Genomic DNA, 21583 nt, shown 5'->3' with positions numbered 1-21583 from the left:
GAAAAGGCTCGGCCCCGCGGCGCCGCAGGCGCCGCCGATGCACACAGCTAGGCTCGTGCCCGTTCTGTTCGTCGCCGAGGGGATTCACCACTTGAGATATTTCTACGACTCGGAGTTCATCGAGGACGGCCGCGTCATCGACCTGGTCTCCATCGGCGTCGTCTGCGAGGACGGCCGGGAGTTCTACGCCGTGTCCTCGGAGTTCGATGCGAGCCGAGCCGGCCCCTGGGTCAACAAGTACGTGTTGCCGAAGCTCCCCCCGGAGACATCGCCGCTGTGGCGGACGCGGGCCCAGATCCGCGACGACCTGTACCGGTTCCTGCTGCCCCGGCCGACGGTGCAGCCGGAGCTGTGGGCCTGGGTCGGCGCGTACGACCATGTGGTGCTCTGCCAGCTGTGGGGTTCGATGGTCGATCTGCCCTCCGCCCTGCCCCGCTACACCAACGAACTGCGGCAGCACTGGGAGGCGCACGGCCGGCCGGAGCTGCCGCCTCCGCCGCGGGACGCGCACGACGCACTCGCCGATGCCCGGCACAATCTCGCCAAGTTCGAGGCCATCGAAGCGGCGCGGCGCCGCTGACGTCTTCCGTGTGCGGATATGTCAGCTCGCGAGCGCACCCAGCATGCGCAGCGTTCGTGTCTGCTCGGCATCGGTACCCGCCGGCATCGCGACGAGTTCGGTCGCGCCGGCCTCGAAAAGGCTTCTGATCCGGCGTTCCACTGTTTTCTCGTCGCCGAGTATCGCGGTCTGTTCCGGGCCGCTGACCCCCTCGTGTTCCATTGCGGCCCGATAGGCGTCGATCTGCCCGACGGCGGCGTACCGGTCGGTGAGAGTCCGGCGCAGCCCGTCCGCGTCATCGGTGACGGCGACGAAGAGGCACACCACGATTCGTGGCCGCGGCCGGCCCGCCGCGGCGGCGGCACGGGTGAGAACCGGAACGATGTGGCTGTCCAGAGCCGAGGGCCCGATCCACGTTGTGACGGTGCCGTCCGCCCATTCGCCCGCGATACGCAGCATGGCCGCTCCCAGCGCCCCGATCAATACCGACGGCGCCGGTACGGGCGTGGTACCGATCCTGCCCACCGCGCTGACCTGCGTGCCGGTGAACGACACACTGTCCCCGCGTAGTAACGGCATCAGTGCCTGCAGGTATTCGCGCAGGTGCCGAACCGGACGATGGGACGAATAGCCCAATTGCCCTTCGACGATATGCGGATGGCTGACCCCGATCCCCAGCGTCAGCCGGGAGGCGGTGGCCGACTGCACCGTCAGTGCCTGGCCGGCCAGCACCATCGGATGCCGCGGATAGGTCGGGACCACCGCCGTACCCACCTCGATATCCGGCACTTCGCGGCCGATCACCGCGGCCGCGGTCAGAGCATCCCAGCCGAAGTGCTGGCCCAGCCAGACCGCGCGCATCCCGGACTCGGCGGCGAGGCGCGCATGTTCCACCAGGGTGTCCACTGTCGTGCCCTGCTCGTGTATCAGGGTGCCGATTCGCATAGTGTTTCTTTCATTTTTCGAGAGGGAAGAGCCCGGCCCGGCTGTCTTCGGCCGCGGCGGCGAACAGGTCGACGGTGCGGGGCGCGAGGTCCAGCAGCACCTCGGCCGGCGGCTCGGCGGTGGCTTCGAAGGCGCGCCGCACGGTACTCGAGAGCAGGTATGCCGTGCGATCGAGCGGGAGGGGTGACGTGCCGCGATCGTAGGAATCTTCGGTGAGGTAGCCGTGCAAGACCGCGTGGTAACCGTAGGAGATCTCTTCGACGGTCAGGTCCGGGCGCAGCAGACCGTGTGCGCCGAGCAGGCGTAGGTATTCGTCGAACAGGTTGTGGTGCCGGTCGCCCTGCGCGTCGTGCAGCGCGGCACCGAGTTTTCCGAGCACTGCCGGGTCACCGGTGTACAGCGCCCGCAGCAGCGGACGGCCCATGACGCCCAGGAACTGGACCTCGGTCAACCGGTGCAACGCGACAGTCCGCGCATCCGCCCGCAGTGCCGCCACCAATCCGTCGAGGGAGACCGCGGCCTCGCGCCGCAGTACCGCGAGCAGAAGTTCGTCCTTGGTCTTCCAGTGCAGGTAGAGGGTGCCCTTGCCGATACCTGCCCGATCGGCGACATCGTCGACGGTGATCCGCCGATAGCCGAACCGCAACAGCAGTTCGGCGGCGGCGTCGAGTATTCCCACAGCCCGCCGGCGGCGGTCTTCGCTGGATCTGGCACGCGCTCCGGGCGACATGAATCAAATATATGACCAGAATCCTAAATTGGTCAATTAGTCGATTCGGGGCTCGGTGGACTTCTGCGCCGAAAGGCCCGCGAACGACAGTGGCGCCCCCGGAAGATTCCGGGGGCGCCACTCGAATGCCGGCTGCGGATCAGTGCCCGTGCTGACCGTTTCCGTTGGACTTCGCGTCCTCCTGCACCCGCCGGAGCACCGCGAGCTGCTTGTGCTCCTCCTCCAGCTCGGTCGCGAAATGCTGTTCGCTCTCCGAGCGCGGGTCGGGCCGCAGGAAGCTGCCGGTACCCGGCTGGCCCGCGGAACCCAGCTTGTTCATCTTCTTGGGCACCACGGCGCCCTGGTACTCCAGCGGCAGCGGATGGCCGTGGGAGTCCACCGGACCCAGCGGCTGGTGCACCTCGATGTACTCACCGTGCGGCAGCCGCTTGATCACACCGGTCTCGATACCGTGCTCCAGCACCGCCCGGTCGCTGCGCTGCAGGCCGATGCAGAACCGGTAGGCGAGGAAGTAGGCGATCGGCGGTGCGACCAGCAGCCCGATACGCCCGATCCAGGTGGTCGCGTTCAACGAGATATCGAACTTCAGCGCGATGATGTCGTTGACGCAGGACAGGGTGAGCACCACGTAGAAGGTGATCGCCATGGCACCGATCGCGGTGCGGACCGGAACGTCACGGGGCCGCTGCAGCAGGTTGTGCCGGGCGGTGTCGCCGGTCAGTCTCTTCTCGATCCACGGGTAGGCGATGAGCACCACGAACACCAGGCCCATGGTCAGTGCCACCCAGAACACGGCCGGGACGGTGTACCGGCCCAGGTACAGCTCCCACGGCGGCATCAGCCGGGCCAGACCGTCGGTCCACATCATGTAGAAGTCCGGCTGCGAGCCCGCGGAAACCTGGGACGGGTTGTACGGACCCAGGTTCCAGATCGGGTTGATCTGCAGCACACCGCCCATGATGGCGACGAAGCCGAGGGTGAAGGCGAAGAAGGCACCCTGGTCGGCGGCGAACACCGGGACGATCCGGGAGCCGACCACGTTGTTCTCGGTACGGCCCGGGCCGGGGAACTGGGTGTGCTTCTGGTACCAGACGATCGCGACGTGCGCGGCGATGAGCGCCAGCATGATGCCGGGGAACAGCAGCACATGCGCGATGTAGAGGCGCGGGATGATGATCTCGCCGGGGAAGTCGCCGCCGAACATCAACCAGTGCAGCCAGGTCCCGATCACCGGAACACCGATGGTGATACCGGAGAACGCGGCCCGCAGACCGGTACCCGAGAGCAGGTCGTCGGGCAGCGAATACCCGAAGAAGCCCTCGAACATCGCCATGATCAGCAGCAGCGAGCCGATCACCCAGTTCGCTTCACGCGGTTTGCGGAACGCACCGGTGAAGAAGATACGGAACAGGTGGATGATGATCGAGGCCGCGAACAGCAGCGCCGCCCAGTGGTGCACCTGCCGGACGAACAGGCCGCCACGCACCTCGAAGGAGATGTTGAGAGCGGTCTCGTAGGCCCGCGACATACCCACACCGCGCAGCGGCTGGTAGGCGCCGTCGTAGGTGACGTGCGCCATCGACGGGTCGAAGTACAGCGTCAGGTACACACCCGACAGCAGCAGGATGATGAACGCGTAGAGCGCGATCTCACCCAGCAGGAACGACCAATGGGTGGGGAACACCTTGTTGATCGATCGTTTCATGAAGGCGGCGGCACGATACCGCTCGTCCACTTCGTTGGCCTGGGCCGCGAGCTTGCGGCCGATGGCCTCTCCAGCACTCATGATCGACGCTCCCAGAAGGCCGGGCCGAGGGGTTCGATGAAGTCACCGTTGGCGACCAGGTACCCCTCTGAGTTTACGGTGATCGGCAACTGCGGCAGCGCTCGGGCAGCAGGACCGAAGATCGGCTTGCCCCATTCGGTCGCGGAGAACTGCGACTGGTGGCACGGGCAGAGGATCCGGTTGGTCTGCTGTTCGAACAGCGAGGTCGGGCAGCCGAGATGGGTGCAGATCTTCGAGTAGGCGAAGTAGTCGCCGAAGTTGAAGCTTTCCTGCCCCTTGCGTTTGATCGCGTTCGCCGCGTCCTCGGTCCGCAACCGGATCAGCATCACGGCATTGCGGATACCGCGCAGCGACTGCAGGGTCGCGTGTTCGTCGCCGCGCCAGGATTCCTTCCAGGGGAACACGGTCTCCATGGCGCCCGCGTCCAGGTCCTCGGGACGGACCAGCACGATGTCCTGCGGCCGGCCGGTGTCGCGGCGCAGGTAAACGGTTTCACCCGGGTAATCCGGGGTCCAGCCCGAAACCCACAGCGGCGACTTCTCCCGCTGGGCCCACGGGTTCTTCACCATGCCACCCACGAAGACCAGCAGTGCGCCGATCCCGAGCACGCCGACACCCGCGCCCGCGGTGCGGGTGATGAGCTTGCGGCGACCGAGGGTGGAGGTTTCCAGCGCATCGCCCAGTTCGGCGGCCAGTGTGCGCCGGTCGACCTCGCTGGACTTACCGTCGTGCCGGTCCTGGATGGACAGCTCCGCGGGAATGAACTTCTTCCGGATCAGCACCACCGCGATACCGATCGCGAGGATGGAGATACCGAAGGTCAGGCCGTAGAGCGGGGTGGTCAGCGAGTAGAGGCCGTGCCCTTCGTCGCCCTTGCCCTTGTACTCCCAGGGCCAGAACAGGAACACGCCCACCAGCGCGACAGCCGCCAGGGTGGAGATCGCGAACCACAGCGCGACCTGCCGTTCGGCACGCTTCTCCGCACGGGTGCCGGGCACCGGCCAGCGTTCCCGCCGGTAGGCCACCTCCACACCGTCACGCGCGGTACCGAGCGCGACCAGCTCCTCACGTGACATCGCGTCCAGTTCGGCCTCGGTGGGTTCCGCCGGGGTCGCGGCCGCGGAGTCTTTGTCCAGGCGACCCATCTCGTTCCGCTCCTGTTCTTCACTCATGGCTAGGGCCCTTCTGATGGGGCATTCCCGGGTGCCCTCCGTGCGAGCTCGCGCCGCAGGGCATTGTTCCGGTCATGTCCGGGATCCGATCCAGATCGCCGCGCCGACCACGGCCACGATGCCGATGACCCAGATGGCGAGCCCCTCGGTAGCGGGACCGAAACCACCCAGCCCCCAGCCGCCGGGGGTCTTGGCCTCGGCCGCGTCCTTCACGTACGCGATGATGTCGCGCTTCTCTTCGGGCGACAGCTGCCGGTCGGAGAATTTCGGCATGTTCTGCGGGCCGGTGAGCATCGCGGTGTAGATCTGCTGCTCGGACGCCGGATCCAGCGGCGGCGCGAACTTACCGGACGACAGCGCACCGCCGCGGCCGGTGAAGTTGTGGCAGGAGGCGCAGTTCATCCGGAACAGCTCGCTACCGCGGCCGATATCACCGCCACGCAGCGACTCCTGGGCGATCTCACCGTTGGCATCACGCACCACGGTGGGGCCGCCACCGTTGGCGGCGATATAGGCGCCGAGAGCGTCGGTCTGGTGGGCATCGAACTTCGGGGGTTTACGCTCGGCCTGCGCTTCGTTGCGGACCATCGGCATACGCCCGGACGACACCTGGAAGTAGACCGCCGCCTCACCCACACCGATGAGGCTCGGACCGCGGTCGGTGACACCCTGCAGGTTGGCACCGTGGCAGGTGATACACGAGGTCTCGTACAGCTGCTGGCCCTCACGGATCAGCGCCACCGAGTCCTCGTTCGCCGTGGCGATCTGCGGTTCGGGGGTGAGCGCCGAGGCCAGGAAACCGGCTCCGACGAGGCCCACCATGAGCGCGAGACCACCCGCTATCCGGCGGCGGATGCGGCGCTGCCTGCGCTTTTTGCTGGCCTCGCCGTGCCCACCGCTGGCGGGCGCTGGCGCTGTCGGGGGCGATGAACTCATCTGTGTCCCTTTGAAGTAGACGGAACCGTGGTGGGCAGGGTTGGTTTGTGCGTCCGCGCGGCGCCTGCGTGGCTACGCTGCGCTACCTCCCGCGGCGCTGACGCTCGGACGCCGGCCGGGGTCATTGGACGAAGTAGATCACGGCGAACAGCCCGATCCAGACGATGTCGACGAAGTGCCAGTAGTAGGAGACGACGATCGCGGCAGTGGCCTGCGCGGGGGTGAACTTGCTCATCTTGGTCCGCGCGAGCAGGAACAAGAAGGCGATCAGACCGCCGATGACGTGCAGACCGTGGAACCCGGTGGTGATGTAGAACACCGAGCCGTAGGAGCTGCCGGAGATCGACGTCCCGTGGTCCACCAGGTGGATGTACTCGTAACCCTGACCGAGCACGAAGAACAGGCCCATGAAGAAGGTGAGGACATACCAGCGGCGCAGCCCGAACACGTCACCGCGCTCGGCCGCGAACACACCCATCTGGCAGGTGAACGACGAGGCGATCAGCACCGCGGTCACCGGGATGGCCAGGCCGAGGTTCAGCTCGGTCGGCGGCATCGGCCACTCGGGGGCCTGACTGCGCGCGACGAAGTACATCGCGAAGAGGCCGGCGAAGAACATCAGCTCGCTGGACAGCCAGATGATGGTACCGACGCTGACCATGTTGGGCCGGTTCAGCGAATGCACACGCTGGGTTATGGCCGATCCTGAGGTACCTACTGCGGTCGTCACGGGGGTAAGTATGACTCTTCGTAGTACGACAGTCTAAGTCGGGTTCCCATCTCGATCATCCGTGTCGGGATCCGGCGCCCCGGCGGCTCTCTCGGGCCGGCCCGGCGTGTCGGCAGCCCGGCCGCTCCGAACAGCGCGGATGAGTCGTCCGGGCCGGGCACCCGCACGCGGTTTAGGGTGTGCATGACTGTTCGGTCACGCGTATCGGTGCGACGAGGAGATTGAGATGAGCGTGCGCAGCTGGCCCGAGATGCTCGGAGCCCTCGCCGACGGACACGACCTCACCGCGGACGATACGAGCTGGGTGATCGACGAGATATTCACCGACAACTCCACCTCCGCGCAGATCGCCGCGTTCGGGGTCGCGATGAAGATCAAGGGCCCTACCCCGGCCGAACTGGCGGGTATGGCGCGCGGCATGCTCGGCCACGCGCGGCTGGTGAAGATCGATGGCGACGCGGTCGACATCGTGGGTACCGGCGGCGACCGGTCGGGTTCGGTGAACATCTCCACGATGTCCTCGATCGTGGTCGCCGCGGCCGGGGTGCCGGTGGTCAAGCACGGTAACCGGGCCGCCTCCTCCAAGAGCGGGGGCGCGGATGTGCTGGAGGCGCTGGGAGTGAAACTCGCCCTCGGACCGGAGTCGGTGGCGCGCTGCGTCCGCGAGGTCGGTATCGGGTTCTGCTTCGCCTCGCTCTTCCATTCCGGGCTGCGGTTCGCCGGCCCCGCCCGCAAGGAGATCGGCATTCCGACGGTTTTCAATGTGCTGGGGCCGCTCACCAACCCCGCACAGCCGCGCGCCGGGCTGGTGGGCTGCGCGTTCGCCGACCTGCTGGAGACGATCGCGGGAGTGTTCGCCGATCGGGGGGCGGGGGCACTGGTGGTGCGCGGGCGCGACGGCTTGGACGAGATCACCACCTCGGATGTCACCGACGTCTATGTGGTGGCGGACGGCAAGGTACGCGAAGCCGTGATCGATCCGGTGCGTCTCGGGATCCCCCGGGTCGATCTGGACGCCCTGCGCGGCGGGGACGCCCGGGTCAACGCCCAGGTCGCCCGGGACGTTCTGGCCGGAAACCCCGGCGCGGTACGCGACGCCGTCCTGGTGAATTCCGCCGCCGCGATCACCGCCTACGACCTGTCCCGCGGCGCGGACGGCACCGCCGATCTCGACGACCACCTGGCCGCCGGGATCGAACGGGCCGCCACCTCCATCGACAGCGGCGCGGCCGCGGCACTGCTGGATCGCTGGGTGGCGCTCACCCGCACTCTCGGCGACGACTGACCGCGGCGCGGGCCGCGGATCACTCTCCGATGGAGAAGCCCGCCTCGACATCGGCGCGTGAATACGATTTGAACGCGATATGAGTGACCGTGCGCTCGACGCCGGCGACCTTGTCGATCCGGGCGGTGACGACCTCGGCGACCTCTTCGTGGTCACGCACCCGGACCAGTGCGATCAGGTCGATATCGCCCGCACAGGAGTACACCTCGGTAACGCCTTCGGTATCGGCGACCGCCTGCGCGGTCTCCGGAATGCGCCCGTTGTCGGCCTGGATCAGAACGATCGCGGTAATCATGGGACCAGCCTAAGCATCGCGAACCCGGGGGCCGCGCGGCAGCGCCGCCATATCCAGCGGGTCAGCCGCGTTGTTCGTCGTAGACCGCCGCACCACGCGCCGCGTCCACCGCGGCATCGGCGGTATCTGCCCACCCCAGCCAACGGGCGGCGCCGCGGGCGGGCTGGGCATAACCGGTAGTGGTACGCACTATCCGCACCCCGGGCCGTTCGAGCCACCGGGTGATCACCGCGACTTCCTCGGGGAGCGCGCCGGAGAGGGGATGTGCGTGCGGAGTGGCGATCTCCGGCAGCGGCGGCGCCGCGCAGCCCGCTGCCGCGATACCGGCGGGACGCACGGTCTGGGCCGAGGCCACGAGCCGCTCCACGACCGGCATCGGCGGCACACCGCGGGCCGCCGTCCCCGCCGCGGCCAGCCGGCCGTAGCGCAGTACCGCGAATTCCCAGCCGCCGGCACCGTCGGGGTGGGCGGCGATCAGCTCGGGCAGCCGGGCCACGGCGACGAGACGCTGTGTGCGGTGCAGGGCGCGGATGACCGCGGCGGCCCGATCGCGCAGGCGCGCGGCGGATTCGTATCGTTCGGCGGCCGCGTGGTCGTCGACCCCGGCCAGCATCGCCCGGAGCGGGGCATCGTCACTGCCCGCGAACAGGGCTCGGGCGGCCGCCGGGGCGGCGGCGTAGCCGGTCGCGCCGCGCGGTACGGACGTGGCGGCCGGGCAGCCGCCGACGGCTTCCGGCGGGCAGCTGTGCAGCGCGGACCGCGACAGTCGGGTGGTGCAGGTGCGCAGACCGCAGTATTCGGTGAGGATCGCGGCGATATCCGCGGCGGCGGCCCGCGTGTGGAACGGGCCCACGGCGGGTCCGGCGGGATCCCGGACCAGGGTCAGCCGCGGGAAGGCCTCGGTGGTGAGCGTGATCCACCAGGCGCGCTTCGGGAATTTGGACCGCCGGTTGTACGGCGGGGCGTGCGCGGCCAGCAGCCGCAGTTCCCGGACACCGGCCTCCAGCCCGTGCGCACACACCACGTGGTCGACCCGGGTGGCCAGCTGCACCATTTCCCGGATCCGGCCCCGGGTCTCGGAGCCGGTGAAGTAGCTGCGGACCCGGCGGCGCAGATCCACCGCGGTCCCTATGTAGAGGACTTCTTCCGCGGGACCGCGGAAGAGATAGACGCCCGGCGCCGCGGGCAGATCCGCGGCCAGCGCGCGTTTAGCCCGCTGACCCGCGGTGACCTCGGGTAGATAGTCGATGAGCTCGGTGAGGCTGCGCACTCCCTGGTTACCGACCCGGGCGATCAGGGCGTGCAGGACATCGACGGTGGCGCGCGCGTCGTCGAGGGCGCGGTGGGTGGGGGTCGTATTCGCGCCCAGCAGCCGGGCCAGGACTCCGAGCCGGACCGAAGGCGCCTCGTCCTTGGTGAGCACTCGCCGCGCCAGCCGTACCGTGCACACCACCCGGGTGTGCGGCCAGGGGGTGCCGCAGCGGGCCGCCGCGGCCTTCAGGAATCCGGTATCGAAACGGGCGTTGTGCGCGACCAGGACCGCCCCCGCGGCGAATTCCAGGAAGCCGGGCAGCACCGCCTCGATCGGTGGCGCGGCCCGCACCATCGCCGTGGTGATGCCGGTGACCTGTACGACCGCCGGTGGAATCGTTCGGCGCGGGTCGACGAGGGTGGCGAATTCACCGAGGACCTCGCCGCCGCGCACCTTCACCGCGCCGATCTCGGTGATCGCGTCCTGGGCCGGGCTGGTTCCCGTGGTTTCCAGGTCCACGACCACGAAGGTCGTGTCGTAGAGGGGGGTGTCGAGGTGGTCGAACGCCAGCTGCGCGGCGGGCAGCGGAAGGGGTTCGGACACGGCGGGCAGGGTACGGCAGGGTACCGACATCCCGTGCGCGGCCGACGGTGCGTTCGTCGTGCCCGGAACCTCTCCGGATTCCCCTTCCGCGGCCATCACCACCCATATGTGTGCCAGTTCATACCCCATGTCCGATAGCTATGCAATTGCTTGATGATTCGAAAAATGGTCGAAGTTCCCAAAACCCGGCGTAACACCAAGAGCAAACATGGCGTCCTGTCGTAGAAGTGCCATTGTCCAGGACAAGACAACTTGCCGATCCAACTGGGAGAATTCCACCAACTCCACCGCGTAGCAGGCTGTGCCGCATCCGAATTCGCCCGACGAGCACACCTGGGCGTAACAGGCTCGCAATCCGATTTTCCCGCTGTGATTTCACTCGCATGATTTGCCACGAGGAAACTGGAGGGCCGTCCCTTACCGCCGGGTCGACCTTTACAAATCACCGTGATCTGTTCGTAATCTTTTCGAGACCTCGCGGAGTCCGGCGCACCATCGGCGGTGCGGCCGCGCGGGGAGATCGGAAGGACCGCATCATGGCGTTCAACACCGTCAAGCGACAGGCGCGGCGCGCTGCCGCAACCGGAGCCGTCGGCGCTGCCACCCTGGGCGCGTTCCTGCTCCCCGCCGCCCCGGCCACCGCCCAGCCGGTGACCGTTCCCGGCGTGGGTACGTTCGAGGTGCCCGACGAGATCCCGATCCCGCCGGGCATACCCGGCATGGGAGTGCCGCACCCCCCGGCCGCTCCCCCCTTCGTCACTCCCGTGAAGACCGCGGGCGAGCTCGCGCTCGACGCCGCACTCTCGAAGGTCGGCGCGCCCTACGTCTACGGTGCCGCCGGACCCGACGCCTTCGACTGCTCCGGCCTCGTACAGTGGTCCTACCGCCAGGCCGGCCTCGAACTACCCCGCACCAGCGATGCGCAGCTGGCCTCGGGCGCCCCGGTCTCGATGAGCGACCTCCGCCCCGGCGACGTGGTGTCGTTCTACGGAGGCGGCCACTCCGGCCTGTACGCCGGTGACGGCAACGTGGTCCACGCTTCCACCGCGGGCACGCCCGTCCGGGTGGCGCCCATCTCCTCGATGCCGTTCACCGGCGCACGCCGCTACTGAGACACCGGCCCGCGCGGGTGACCCGCACGCCCGCTTCCGGTTCCGGCGGTCGCCGGTGTGACCGTTTCGTGTCGTACTGGACACCCCGCGGGCCCGTTCCGTAATCTAATCGAGATCTTTTCCGGCTTCATCGCATCGCGCGTTACAGGAGAGCGGGGCACGGCACGCTGTGGCAGCACAACATCGGAGTCACCGGAAACCCGGCCGCACCGGGCAGGACCGGCGGCTCGGCCGCTCCGCCCTGGCCGCCGGACTCCTCGCCGCCGCCCTGTACGGCGGCGGCCCGGCCGGTGCCGACCCCGCCCCCGCGCCGACCTCGGCCACCGAAGCGGTGCAGCAGATGATCGACCTCTCCCGGCAGGCCGAACAGCTCAACCAGCAGGCGCTCGACGCCCAGGCCGATCTCGACGCGAAACTCGCCGTCCAACGAGACGCCGACGCCGAACTCGCCGCGGCCACCGCCGCCGTCGACGCCGCCCGCAACGAGGTGGCCCGATACCGGCCCATGATCGACCGCACCGCCATCGCGGCCTATCAGGGCGCCCGGACCAACCGGCTGTTCTCGGTCCTGGTCAGCGATTCCCCCCAGCAACTGCTGGACCAGATGTCCACCCTGGACGTCGTCGCCACGCAGACCTCCGACCAGCTGAAACAGTACAAACGCGCCACCGACGCCGCGACCGCCGCGCAGTCGGCCGCCCGCGCCGCCGCCGATACCGCCCGAGCCGCGACCGATCAGGCCGACCGGGTCCGCGGCGACGTCCAGCGCAAACAGACCGACCTGCAGAACGCGGTGGCCCGCGTGATCGAAGTCTGGGGAACCCTGTCCACCGCCGAGCGCACCGCCCTCGCCGGTTCCCCGTTCCCACCCGGATTCGACCGCGACAGTCTGCTGCGCGACCTCGTCCCCGGTAGCGGCACCAGCGCGCTCGCCGCCGGTCTCACCCGCGTCGGCGACCCGTATGTCTGGGGCGCCACCGGGCCCGACCAGTTCGACTGCTCCGGCCTGGTGCAATGGGCATTCAAACAGGTCGGCAAAGATGTGCCGCGCACCAGTTCCGCCCAAGCCGCCTACGGCACCCCCGTCGACCGCTCGGAACTGCAACCCGGCGATGTCGTCTTCTTCTACGACGACATCTCACATGTCGGCATCTACGCGGGTAACGGGCTCATGTTGCACGCGTCCACCTTCGGTGTCCCCGTCGCCGTAGCGCCCATGGATTCCACGCCCTATCACTCCGCCCGCCGCTACTGACACCCGAAGCGCCGTCCCGGACAGCGCGCACATACTGTGAGCGGTATGGCTCGAACTCTGCTGGTTACCAATGATTTCCCGCCTCGGCCGGGCGGTATCCAGTCGTATCTACAGGCACTGGCCGGGCAGCTGCCCCCGGACGATCTGGTGGTCTACGCGCCCCGATGGCGCGGGGACAGCCACCGGCGATTCGACGCGAAACAGTCGTTCCAGGTGGTCCGTCACCCGACCACCCTGATGCTGCCGACACCCGGCGTGCTGCGGCGGGCGCGGAAGGTGTTACGAGCCGAGGGATGCGAAACGGTGTGGTTCGGCGCCGCCGCGCCATTGGCCCTGCTCTCCCCGCTGCTGCGCCGCGCGGGCGCCGAACGGGTCCTCGCCAGTACACACGGGCACGAGGTGGGCTGGTCGATGCTGCCGGGGGCGCGACAGGCGCTACGGGCCATCGGCGAGCACACCGACGTGATCACCTACATCAGCAAATACACCCGCGGCCGGTTCGCTTCCGCGTTCGGACCGAACGCGGCCCTCGAGTACCTGCCGCCCGGCGTGGACACCGAGGTGTTCCGCCCCGATCCCGCCGCCCGCGCGGAACTGCGCGAACGCTACGGACTCGGGGACCGGCCCACCATCTTGTGCCTGTCCCGCCTGGTGCCCCGCAAAGGCCAGGACGTACTCCTCGTCGCCATGCGCGAGATCAGGGAGCGTATACCCGGCGCGGTCCTGGTGATCGCCGGCAGCGGACCGTACGAAGACCGGCTCCGCGGCCTCGCCGAAGCTCTCGGCGTAGCCGATGACGTGGTGTTCACCGGCCGGGTACCCGCCGCCGAACTCGCCGCCCACCACACCATCGCCGATGTCTTCGCCATGCCCGCCCGCACCCGCGGCGCGGGACTGGACGTCGAAGGGCTGGGCATCGTCTACCTGGAGGCTTCCGCCTCGGGCGTTCCGGTGGTCGCCGGAACCTCGGGCGGTGCACCGGAAACGGTCCTCGACGGACAGACCGGCCGAGTGGTCGACGGCCGTCGCGCCGACCGGGTCGCCGAAGCGCTCATCGATATCCTCGCCGACCGCGACGCGGCCGCCACCATGGGCGCCGCCGGCCGGGCCTTCGTCGAACGACAGTGGCGCTGGGACACCCTGGGCGCCCGCCTGCGGCAGCTGCTGTACTGACCACGCTGTGTTTGTTCTGCGGCGCCGCGGATTCGGGGCCCTCTTGTGTCTCGGGCCTTCACTCCCGCGCTCCGTCGCTCCCGCGGCGCCGAAGGCGCCGCCGAACGAACACAGCCATCCATTACGCTGACCAGGGTGAGCAGTATCCAGGTCGCGGACCAAACTTTCCTCGCCGCTCCGGGCGCCGCCGTGGCGGCTACGCTGGCTGCCCCCGGCCAATGGCGGCGCTGGTGGCCGGATCTCGAGCTGGACGTCCGGGAAGACCGGGGCGACAAGGGGATTCGCTGGTCGGTGCGGGGCGCGCTGACCGGCACCATGGAGGTGTGGCTGGAGCCGTCGCTGGACGGGGTGATCATGCACTACTTCCTCCATGCCGAGCCGCCGCAACCGCTGCCGCCGCGCAAGCTCGCGGCCGCGAACCGGGCGCGCCGGGTGGCGGGGAAGGTCATGTCGTTCGAGATCAAGGACCGGCTCGAGGACGACCGCCCGGCCGGTGTCGGCCCACAGAACTGACGAATTCCGTACCGTATCGCCGAAAGGAACCACTGAGAACCTATGGCCGACCGGACCCAGAGATCGATCGTCATCGCGGCACCCCCACGGCAGGTGATGTCCGTTATCGCCGATCTGGCGTCCTACCCCGAGTGGGTGTCGGCGGCCAAATCGGTGGAGGTGCTGGAGACCGGCTCCGACGGCCGCGCCCGCACCGCTCGGTTCGTGCTCGACGCGGGTGTCGTCAAGGACACCTACGTCCTGTCCTACACCTGGCGCCCCGACGATCTGGCCGTGAGCTGGACACTGGTGGAAGGTGAGCTGCAGAAAGCCCAGGAGGGTCGTTACGAGCTCGTCGAACTCCCCGACGGCGGTACCGAGGTGCGCTACGAACTGACGGTGGACCTGACCATTCCGATGATCGGCATGTTCAAACGCAAGGCGGAGAAGGTGATCACCGATACCGCGCTCAAGGAACTGAAGAAACGGGTCGAAGGCTGACCGGGCCGCAGCGCGGCGGGGACACCGCTCGCCGGGGTGGTCGCGGTGTCCGCGGAGAACGCGCACACACGCGGGTCGAGCTGTTCGTGGGCAAGGGCGGGGTCGGGAAGACGACCCTGGCCTGCGCTCGGGCCATGGCTTACGCGCGGGAGGGGCGGCGGGTGCTGCTGGCCTCGCTGGATCAGGCGCATTCCCTGGGCGACGCCCTGGGCTTCCGTTTCGCGCACGATGCCGGCACCGTACCCGGTATCACCCGGGTGCTACCGGGGCTGGAAGTGATCGAACTCGATTCGCTGGCCCTGCTCGAGGAACGCTTCCGCGTGATCGCCGATCTGCTGCTCGCCGAGCCGGGCCACGATCACGGCCTCGATCTGAGCGCGCTGGATCCGGCGGAGCTGACCGGATTGCCCGGGGTCCAGGAATTGCTGATGCTGGTGGAGATCGCCCACTACGCCTCCGACGACGAATGGGATGTGATCGTCCTGGATTGTCCGCCCACCGCCGATATGTTGCGTATCATCACCGCACCCGAGACGGTGCTCGGTTATCTGGACCGGGTCTGGCCGCCGCACCAGCGGATGATGAGCGCTGTGGGCACGGATATCCGCCGCGCGGTGCTGGCCGCGACGACGCAGCGCGTGGTGGCGGCGGTCGGCGAGGTCCGGGATCTGCTGGCCGACCGGGAGCGCACCAGTGCCCGGTTGATCACGCTGGCCGAACGGGTCGCGGTCGCGGAGTCCGCGCGGGTGCGCTCGGCGACGGCTCTGCTCGGGTTGCGCTTGGACGCGGTGGTGGTGAACAAGGTGCTACCACCGGTTCCGCCACCGGCTCCGGCGGAACCGGTGCATCCGGCCGTGCACTGGTATCTGCATCGTTACGCCGAACAGCTCGATGTGATCGGCGGGCTGCGCCGGTCCATGCCGGAGATCCCGGTTCTCGTGGCCGGGCATACGGGGCCCGAACCGGTGGGGCTCGGGCCACTGGCCGGATTGTCGTGCGTGGTCGCGGGCGACGCGGCCGGCTCCGGAGAGGCCGGTGATGTGGAGGCCGCCCGGACGGGCGGCGCGGAAGCGGTGCGCGGAAGTCCGGACCCGGCGGTGCCGCCCGGGCACACCGGAAGTGGGGAGCATGCCGAGGGCGCGGGGCCGACGGTGCGTTTGGAATCGGGCACCGGGCTGCATTCGGTGTACGCGCTGCGCATCCATCTGCCCGTGGCCGATCCGGCCACGCTACGACTGGGACGAGTGGAGGACGATTTGATCGTGGGAGCGGACGGTGTCCGGCGCCGAATGCGTTTGGCGCCCGTGCTACGCCGTTGCACCGTGAGTACCGCCGAACTGGACGACGGTTACCTGGTGGTCCGTTTCCGACCCGACCCGCAGGAGTGGCCGCAGTGACCGGAACCGACTACCGCCAGCCCGAGGGCGTCGCCGAATTCGCCGAAGAACTCCGGCTGCTCGCCGAGGCCGTACTCGAACGGGTCGAGCCGGTGCTGCGCGCCGCCGCGGAGGACGGCCGGCCCGAGTGGAACAACTGCACCTGGTGTCCGGTGTGTGCCGCCGCGGCGCTGGTACGGGGGGAGCATCACGAGGTGCTGGCCGCCGTGGCCGCACACGGCACCGCGATCGTCACGGTGTTGCGTGAGGCGTTGGCCGGGACGCCGGTCGATCCGATCGTGCCGCACGAGCATCGCACCCCCGCCCCGGACCGGTCCGATGCCGCGGAAACGGCCGATGGCCCGGCGGCGGATACGGCCGAGCCGGAGTCCTTCCCCGGCAGCGGATCCGGGGAACCCGACGCCGCGGACGAAACGGGCACCCGCGACCGGTCGGCGCGCACCGGCAGGTCCCGCTACATCGGTATACCCGTGAACATCAAACGATGAGCGGAACCGGCCCCGGCGCCCCGCTGACCGTCGGGATCGATATCGGCGGCACCAATATCCGCGCCTCGGTGGTCGATGGAGACGGCGCCGTTCTCGACACCGTGCAGTATCCGACCCCGCATTCGGCGCCCGCGCTCGAAGCGACCCTGGGCCGCGCGGTCCACGAACTCGCCGACCGGCACACACTCGACGCCGTCGGGCTCGCCGTGGCCGGATTCGTCTCCCACGATCGAAGTACGGTGCGGTTCGCACCGCATCTGCCGTGGCGGGACGCACCGGTCGCGAAACGACTCACCGACCGGCTGGGTTTGCCCGTGCTGCTGGAACACGACGCCAACGCCGCGATGTGGGCCGAGTACCGGTTCGGTGCCGCGGCCGGCGGCCATAATGTGGTGCTGGTGGCCATCGGCACCGGGATCGGGGCCGCCCTGCTGATCGACGGCGCGCTGTACCGCGGCACGCACGGGGTCGCTCCGGAACTCGGGCACCTACAGGTCGTCCCGCAGGGCCGGGACTGCGCCTGCGGTAAACAGGGCTGCTGGGAGCGGTACTGCAGCGGAACCGCGCTGGCCGAGACCGCGATCGAACTACTGGCCACCGACTCCGCGCCCTCGGCCCTGGCCCGCGAGATCGTGGCCGATCCGGGCGCGCTCACCGGTCGCCGAGTCGCCGACGCCGCCCATGACGGTGATCCACTGGCTCTTCGGGTGATGGCGGACTTCGCCCGCTGGCTGGGCCTGGGGCTGGCGTTCGTCGGCGATATCTTCGACCCCGATCTGGTGGTGATCGCGGGCGGGGTGAGCAGTTCGTCGCCGCTGTTCCTCGACGAGGCGCGAGAAGAGTACGCGGCGGCGGTGACCGGCCACGGCCATCGTCGGCTGGCCCGGATCCGGACCACGCAACTGGGCGAGGCGGCCGGGATGATCGGCGCCGCGGAACTGGCCCGCACCGCTGTCATCAGCGGCCGGTGAACCGGTATCGCCCGTGCCGGTGGCGGGTTCGCGCGGTACCGGCCGCCCCGAAGCCGGTCCGTTACCTTTCCGTATCCGAAATCCGCTGGTGAAGTAACGCGCCGAAGGCGGAGTGAGATTCCGCGTCGGGCTTGGAGGTGATCTGCGACCGGCGGTAGAGTCGCATCCGAGAGGCATCCCCACATTCCATCCCGGTTCCCGGAGTAAGGACGTCATGTTCTACTGGCTGCTTAAGTTTGTGCTGCTGGGTCCCTTCATCCGCCTCTACAATCGGCCGGAGGTGGAGGGCGTGGAAAATATCCCGGCCGACGGCGCGGCCATCATGGCGGGAAATCATCTCTCCATCGCGGATTGGCTCTTCGCCCCCCTGTCCAGCCCCCGCCGGATCAATTATCTGGCCAAGGCCGAATATTTCACCACCCCCGGTGTGAAGGGCCGGCTGCAGAAATTCTTCTTCAGCGCGTCCGGCCAGTACCCGATCGACCGCAGTGGCGCCGATGCCGCCGAGGACGCGCTCAACGCGGCGCGCAAACTGCTGGATCAGGGCCGGCTCGTGGGCCTCTACCCGGAGGGCACCCGGTCACCGGACGGCCGGCTGTACAAGGGGAAGACCGGGATGGCCCGCCTCGCCCTGGAAACCGGGGTTCCGGTGATTCCCGTCGCGGTGATCGGCACCGACGAGGTGAGCCCGCCCGGACGGTTCCGGTGGCGGCGGCGCAAGGTCGTCGTGAAATTCGGTAAACCGATCGATTTCTCCCGTTACGAGGGGATGGGCGGAAATCGGTTCGTGGAGCGCGCGGTCACCGACGAGGTGATGTACGAACTGATGCGTATGTCGGGCCAGGAGTACGTGGACGTGTACGCCGCCAGCCTCAAGAAGAATGTTCCGTCGGGCCCGTCCTCGCATACGCCGCGGATTCCGGAGTCTGCCGCGAGCTGAGCCCGGCGCGTACCATGGACAGATGACTGTTCGCGCGAAGGTCTGTGGTATCCGTTCCCGGGCAGACCTGGAAACGGCGGTGAGTGCCGGCGCGGACGCGGTCGGTTTCATCTCCGGGACAACCCATTACAGCGAAGACGCGTTGAGCGCCGCCGCGGCCGCCGAGCTGGCCGCGGCCACGCCCTCGTTCGTCAACCGGGTACTGGTCACCCATCTGGAGGATGCCCACGCGATCCTCGACCTCGCCGACCGGGTGGGGGTCGACACCATCCAGGTTCACGGCCTGGTCGATCGCGACACCCTGCGGGCGGTGCACGCCGGGGCACACGGCCGCACGATCGTCCGCGCCGTGCACGTCACCGGGGCGGACGCGGTCGCCCGGGCATGCGATATCGCCGCCGACTGCGATGCCGTACTGCTCGATTCCCGTACCACGGACCGGCTCGGCGGCACCGGCCGTGTCCACGACTGGTCGATCAGCGCACGGATCGTCCGGGCGCTGGCCCGGGTCGGGTGTCCGGTCATCCTGGCCGGTGGGCTCGGCCCGGACAACGTGGATGCCGCGATCAGCGCCGTACACCCGTTCGGGGTGGATGTGAACAGCGGGGTCGAAACGGAAAGCGGCGACAAGGATTTCACGGCCTGCGCCGCGTTCGTCAAGACGGCGCACGAAAGCGAGCAGGGCTCCCGAGTTCCAGTCCCACGGCACCGAGCACGAGAGCTCCAGCCATCAGGGTCGCCACGGTGATATGGGCCCCTACCACCACCGCACCGGCCAGCGTCGCCACCACCGCCTCGTTCAACCCCACCAGCCCCGCGGTGACCTCGTCCAGATCCCGTAGCGCCAGCCAATAGCACGCGAAACCGGGGCCGAGCAGCAGCGCCCCGATGGCGGCGAGGACCAGTGCCTGACCGGCGGTCGGACCGGTACCGGTGAGCAGTGCGAATCCCAGCAGCGGCGCACCCAGCACCGAGGCGGTCAGCAGTTGCAGGCCCGCCGCGGCACCGCTGGGCCGGCCCGCCGATTCTCGCGCCACCAGGCTGATCAAACCGGCCACGCAGGCCGCGCTGGCCACGGCCAGCGCGCATCCGGCCAGGGCGGGCGCGAGCTCCGTATCCGCCGGCTGGTTCCCGGCGACCAGCCAGATCGCCACCCCCACGGCCATCAGCTCCGCGACGACCGCCACCGTGACCGCCCGCCGGGCACGGACGATCTGCGTGATGATCATCAGCACCGGTGCGGTGAGATGCAGGGCCACCACCACCGGCAGCGGACCGATATGCAGCGCGGCCACGTAGCACACCAGGTTCAGCACCTCGAGGACACCGAGCCGGAGGAAGAGCCGGGGCGCGCTCCGGAAATCCCGCCAGGGATCGGTACCGCGCAGGACCGCGAAGACCAGCAACGCCACTCCCCCGCCCGCGGCGACCGGCGCGGCCGCGAAACCCGCGGCGCCGACCCCGGCGATTCCCGCGCTGGACGCCCCCCACAGGCTGGTGGCCACGGTCAGCAGCACCAGCCCACGTCCGGTCCCGCTCATGAGAGCAGGAAGGTCACAACCGGCAGGATGACGGCGGTATAGGCCGCGAACACCGCGGCCGCCGTACGCCCCTTGGGCACCGAGGGCAACCGGGTCGCGAGCCCGGTGTAGGTGCCCAGTGCCACGAAAAAGGTTCCCCAGACCACCAGCGACCGGCTCACCACCACCCCCAGCTCCTCGGCGAACACCACGGCCAGCAGCGCGATGGTGACCCCGGCCGGAGCCGCCGCGGCCAGGGTCACCGCACCCGCGTAACTGTTCATCAGCACGGTCCGGCCTTGGAAGCCCACCACCTCCTGCGCGTCACGTGGATGTACGCCCTGTTCCCGGCAGATCATGTCGAAAACCGTGGCCGGATTGACCCGTTCGTTCACCATCCGCCGCACCGCGCTCATCGCCTCGAGGCCCTGCACCGTCGCGTAGGAGGTGACGAAACCTTCCGTGGAGGTCCGGAATCCGCCGCGGACCGCCACCAGTTCCTCGGTTTCCTGCAGTTCCAGCAACTCCACCAAGCCGCGGCGCACGCCCGGATCGAAAACCGTTCTCTCGTCGGCGGTCACCACCGCGCACACCGCGAGATGCAGGCTCAGATGCCGCCAGGTATCGGCCATCGCACCGCGCCGGAACGGCTCCTCCTCCACGCGCGCCTGTCCCTGCCGCAGCCCCTCCAGCATCCGTTCCACCACCAGCGAACGCACCCGGTCGACCCGTTTACCCCCGACCGCGGCGATCTCCGGACGTGACAGCAGCAGTGCGGTGTGTGCGCAGGCGTACATGGGCTGGATGCGTGGATCGTCTTCCAGCATCAGGGAAACCACCAGGGACGTTCCGTTCAGCAGTGCCGCCGCGGCGGTTTCCTCGACCGCGGCCAGATCGGCCAGCGCGTGCAACGCGGCCGTGGTGGCGGTGAGCGAAATCGGGCCGACCGGCCCGGACAGCCGCCAGCCGCGGGTGTCCGGGTCCCGCCTGGCATACAGTTCCCGCAGGCATCCCAGCACGGCGGGATCGTCCGGCCCCACCCCCAGCCGGTGTAACGCCCGCAGGCGCCAGGACAGGTCGATGGGCGAGCGGAATTCCCATGCGCCGCTGTCGGTGTCCACCACATCGCGGCGTACCAGCGCGCGCACTTCCTCCGCCCGGGGCACCGGCCGGCCCGCGGTGGTCAACGCCACCACCGCCTCGGCGGTGTTCTGCGGGTTCGGTGGCACATCGGAAACCCATCCCCAACCGGCCCCACCGTGGCGATCCCCGAGCTGGCTGCGTTCCAGCCAGCCGACGGCCCAGTCGATCCGTTGTTCGATGTTCGACACCCCGACCTCCACCGCGCCTGTTCTCGGAATCCGTAGGCGCCCAACGACTCCGATCACCCTACCGGTACGCCCGGGTGACCTCGGGTGTTTCGCCGCGACCACGACCACGC

General features: G+C 69.0%; 22 protein-coding genes. 12 read left to right on the top strand and 10 right to left on the bottom strand.

The genetic code is table 11. From position 1 onward, the window contains the following. Positions 1–91 precede the first annotated feature (91 nt). The gene (locus ACYR7D_RS15305; protein WP_459550169.1) at positions 92–580 is read left to right on the top strand and encodes a polyadenylate-specific 3'-exoribonuclease AS; all 489 of its coding nucleotides are present in this window, start codon (positions 92–94) and stop codon (positions 578–580) included. A 21-nt stretch (positions 581–601) separates the two neighbouring features. On the opposite strand, the gene ACYR7D_RS15300 is transcribed toward ACYR7D_RS15305, so the two are convergent. The 6 genes from ACYR7D_RS15300 to ctaE all read right to left on the bottom strand — a co-directional run bounded on the left by ACYR7D_RS15300 (position 602) and on the right by ctaE (position 6858). Beyond that, positions 602–1504, bottom strand: coding sequence for a TIGR03564 family F420-dependent LLM class oxidoreductase (locus ACYR7D_RS15300; RefSeq protein ID WP_459545252.1), 903 nt, complete (start codon positions 1502–1504; stop codon positions 602–604). 10 nt (positions 1505–1514) lie between these two features. After that, positions 1515–2234: a TetR/AcrR family transcriptional regulator gene (locus ACYR7D_RS15295; protein WP_459545251.1), complete on the bottom strand. Its 720-nt coding sequence runs from the start codon at positions 2232–2234 to the stop codon at positions 1515–1517. Positions 2235–2373: 139 nt separating this feature from the next. Further along, the gene (gene qcrB / locus ACYR7D_RS15290; protein ID WP_459545250.1) at positions 2374–4020 is read right to left on the bottom strand and encodes a cytochrome bc1 complex cytochrome b subunit; all 1647 of its coding nucleotides are present in this window, start codon (positions 4018–4020) and stop codon (positions 2374–2376) included. Beyond that, on the bottom strand, positions 4017–5165 hold the full coding sequence (gene qcrA, locus ACYR7D_RS15285; protein ID WP_459550168.1) for a cytochrome bc1 complex Rieske iron-sulfur subunit: 1149 nt from the start codon (positions 5163–5165) through the stop codon (positions 4017–4019). Before qcrA ends, qcrB begins: the two co-directional genes overlap by 4 nt. A 99-nt stretch (positions 5166–5264) precedes the next feature. Beyond that, entirely contained in the window at positions 5265–6128 is an 864-nt protein-coding gene (gene qcrC, locus ACYR7D_RS15280; protein WP_459545249.1) for a cytochrome bc1 complex diheme cytochrome c subunit, read from the bottom strand. A gap of 121 nt (positions 6129–6249) precedes the next feature. Continuing rightward, on the bottom strand, positions 6250–6858 hold the full coding sequence (ctaE, locus tag ACYR7D_RS15275) for an aa3-type cytochrome oxidase subunit III (RefSeq protein ID WP_459545248.1): 609 nt from the start codon (positions 6856–6858) through the stop codon (positions 6250–6252). A 226-nt stretch (positions 6859–7084) separates the two neighbouring features. On the opposite strand from ctaE, the gene trpD reads away from it, so the two are divergent. After that, positions 7085–8143 carry an anthranilate phosphoribosyltransferase gene (gene trpD / locus ACYR7D_RS15270; RefSeq protein ID WP_459545247.1) on the top strand — a complete coding sequence of 353 codons (1059 nt, stop codon included), beginning with the start codon at positions 7085–7087 and terminating at the stop codon, positions 8141–8143. 19 nt (positions 8144–8162) lie between these two features. On the opposite strand, the gene ACYR7D_RS15265 is transcribed toward trpD, so the two are convergent. Beyond that, on the bottom strand, positions 8163–8438 hold the full coding sequence (locus ACYR7D_RS15265; RefSeq protein ID WP_459545246.1) for an Lrp/AsnC family transcriptional regulator: 276 nt from the start codon (positions 8436–8438) through the stop codon (positions 8163–8165). 61 nt (positions 8439–8499) lie between these two features. Beyond that, entirely contained in the window at positions 8500–10323 is a 1824-nt protein-coding gene (locus ACYR7D_RS15260; protein ID WP_459550167.1) for a DEDD exonuclease domain-containing protein, read from the bottom strand. Between the two features lie 506 nt (positions 10324–10829). Here ACYR7D_RS15260 and ACYR7D_RS15255 point away from each other — a divergent pair. The 10 genes from ACYR7D_RS15255 to ACYR7D_RS15210 all read left to right on the top strand — a co-directional run bounded on the left by ACYR7D_RS15255 (position 10830) and on the right by ACYR7D_RS15210 (position 19370). After that, entirely contained in the window at positions 10830–11405 is a 576-nt protein-coding gene (locus tag ACYR7D_RS15255) for a C40 family peptidase (RefSeq protein ID WP_459545245.1), read from the top strand. A gap of 169 nt (positions 11406–11574) precedes the next feature. Beyond that, positions 11575–12660, top strand: coding sequence for an NlpC/P60 family protein (locus ACYR7D_RS15250; RefSeq protein ID WP_459545244.1), 1086 nt, complete (start codon positions 11575–11577; stop codon positions 12658–12660). A gap of 45 nt (positions 12661–12705) precedes the next feature. After that, entirely contained in the window at positions 12706–13833 is a 1128-nt protein-coding gene (locus tag ACYR7D_RS15245; RefSeq protein WP_459545243.1) for a glycosyltransferase family 4 protein, read from the top strand. A 135-nt stretch (positions 13834–13968) separates the two neighbouring features. Then, a complete protein-coding gene (locus ACYR7D_RS15240; protein WP_459545242.1) occupies positions 13969–14346 on the top strand; it encodes a polyketide cyclase / dehydrase and lipid transport in 378 nt (125 codons plus the stop codon). A 42-nt stretch (positions 14347–14388) separates the two neighbouring features. Beyond that, positions 14389–14826, top strand: a complete 438-nt coding sequence (locus ACYR7D_RS15235) for an SRPBCC family protein (RefSeq protein WP_459545241.1) — start codon at positions 14389–14391, stop codon at positions 14824–14826. Continuing rightward, a complete protein-coding gene (locus tag ACYR7D_RS15230; protein ID WP_459550166.1) occupies positions 14823–16223 on the top strand; it encodes an ArsA family ATPase in 1401 nt (466 codons plus the stop codon). The genes ACYR7D_RS15235 and ACYR7D_RS15230 overlap by 4 nt, the downstream gene beginning before the upstream one ends. After that, on the top strand, positions 16220–16711 hold the full coding sequence (locus ACYR7D_RS15225; protein ID WP_459545240.1) for a hypothetical protein: 492 nt from the start codon (positions 16220–16222) through the stop codon (positions 16709–16711). The genes ACYR7D_RS15230 and ACYR7D_RS15225 overlap by 4 nt, the downstream gene beginning before the upstream one ends. After that, positions 16708–17682, top strand: a complete 975-nt coding sequence (locus ACYR7D_RS15220; RefSeq protein WP_459545239.1) for an ROK family protein — start codon at positions 16708–16710, stop codon at positions 17680–17682. The genes ACYR7D_RS15225 and ACYR7D_RS15220 overlap by 4 nt, the downstream gene beginning before the upstream one ends. A 214-nt stretch (positions 17683–17896) precedes the next feature. After that, positions 17897–18622 carry a lysophospholipid acyltransferase family protein gene (locus ACYR7D_RS15215; protein WP_459545238.1) on the top strand — a complete coding sequence of 242 codons (726 nt, stop codon included), beginning with the start codon at positions 17897–17899 and terminating at the stop codon, positions 18620–18622. A gap of 22 nt (positions 18623–18644) precedes the next feature. Continuing rightward, positions 18645–19370 (top strand): phosphoribosylanthranilate isomerase, encoded by a 726-nt coding sequence (locus tag ACYR7D_RS15210; protein WP_459545237.1) that lies wholly within the window; start codon positions 18645–18647, stop codon positions 19368–19370. Here ACYR7D_RS15210 and ACYR7D_RS15205 read toward each other — a convergent pair. Both ACYR7D_RS15205 and ACYR7D_RS15200 read right to left on the bottom strand, forming a co-directional pair. Continuing rightward, positions 19279–20163 carry a hypothetical protein gene (locus tag ACYR7D_RS15205; RefSeq protein ID WP_459545236.1) on the bottom strand — a complete coding sequence of 295 codons (885 nt, stop codon included), beginning with the start codon at positions 20161–20163 and terminating at the stop codon, positions 19279–19281. The genes ACYR7D_RS15210 and ACYR7D_RS15205 overlap by 92 nt on opposite strands. Further along, positions 20160–21473 (bottom strand): hypothetical protein, encoded by a 1314-nt coding sequence (locus ACYR7D_RS15200; protein ID WP_459545235.1) that lies wholly within the window; start codon positions 21471–21473, stop codon positions 20160–20162. Before ACYR7D_RS15200 ends, ACYR7D_RS15205 begins: the two co-directional genes overlap by 4 nt. Positions 21474–21583: the final 110 nt, after the last annotated feature.

Source organism: Nocardia sp. X0981, from assembly GCF_977089955.1.
Note: the sequence above shows the minus strand (reverse complement) of the source record. Positions and strands in the feature narration are given on the sequence as shown.

Excerpts from the sequence above, each read along its gene's own strand:
- ACYR7D_RS15255 (WP_459545245.1), top strand. The coding sequence starts at position 10,830 with ATGGCGTTCAACACCGTCAAGCGACAGGCGCGGCGCGCTGCCGCAACC.
- ACYR7D_RS15210 (WP_459545237.1), top strand. The coding sequence starts at position 18,645 with ATGACTGTTCGCGCGAAGGTCTGTGGTATCCGTTCCCGGGCAGACCTG.
- ACYR7D_RS15265 (WP_459545246.1), bottom strand. The coding sequence starts at position 8,438 with ATGATTACCGCGATCGTTCTGATCCAGGCCGACAACGGGCGCATTCCG.
- qcrA (WP_459550168.1), bottom strand. The coding sequence starts at position 5,165 with ATGGGTCGCCTGGACAAAGACTCCGCGGCCGCGACCCCGGCGGAACCC.
- ACYR7D_RS15295 (WP_459545251.1), bottom strand. The coding sequence starts at position 2,234 with ATGTCGCCCGGAGCGCGTGCCAGATCCAGCGAAGACCGCCGCCGGCGG.
- qcrC (WP_459545249.1), bottom strand. The coding sequence starts at position 6,128 with ATGAGTTCATCGCCCCCGACAGCGCCAGCGCCCGCCAGCGGTGGGCAC.
- ACYR7D_RS15205 (WP_459545236.1), bottom strand. The coding sequence starts at position 20,163 with ATGAGCGGGACCGGACGTGGGCTGGTGCTGCTGACCGTGGCCACCAGC.
- ACYR7D_RS15235 (WP_459545241.1), top strand. The coding sequence starts at position 14,389 with ATGGCCGACCGGACCCAGAGATCGATCGTCATCGCGGCACCCCCACGG.
- ACYR7D_RS15245 (WP_459545243.1), top strand. The coding sequence starts at position 12,706 with ATGGCTCGAACTCTGCTGGTTACCAATGATTTCCCGCCTCGGCCGGGC.
- trpD (WP_459545247.1), top strand. The coding sequence starts at position 7,085 with ATGAGCGTGCGCAGCTGGCCCGAGATGCTCGGAGCCCTCGCCGACGGA.
- ACYR7D_RS15215 (WP_459545238.1), top strand. The coding sequence starts at position 17,897 with ATGTTCTACTGGCTGCTTAAGTTTGTGCTGCTGGGTCCCTTCATCCGC.
- ACYR7D_RS15260 (WP_459550167.1), bottom strand. The coding sequence starts at position 10,323 with ATGTCGGTACCCTGCCGTACCCTGCCCGCCGTGTCCGAACCCCTTCCG.
- ACYR7D_RS15300 (WP_459545252.1), bottom strand. The coding sequence starts at position 1,504 with ATGCGAATCGGCACCCTGATACACGAGCAGGGCACGACAGTGGACACC.
- qcrB (WP_459545250.1), bottom strand. The coding sequence starts at position 4,020 with ATGAGTGCTGGAGAGGCCATCGGCCGCAAGCTCGCGGCCCAGGCCAAC.
- ACYR7D_RS15220 (WP_459545239.1), top strand. The coding sequence starts at position 16,708 with ATGAGCGGAACCGGCCCCGGCGCCCCGCTGACCGTCGGGATCGATATC.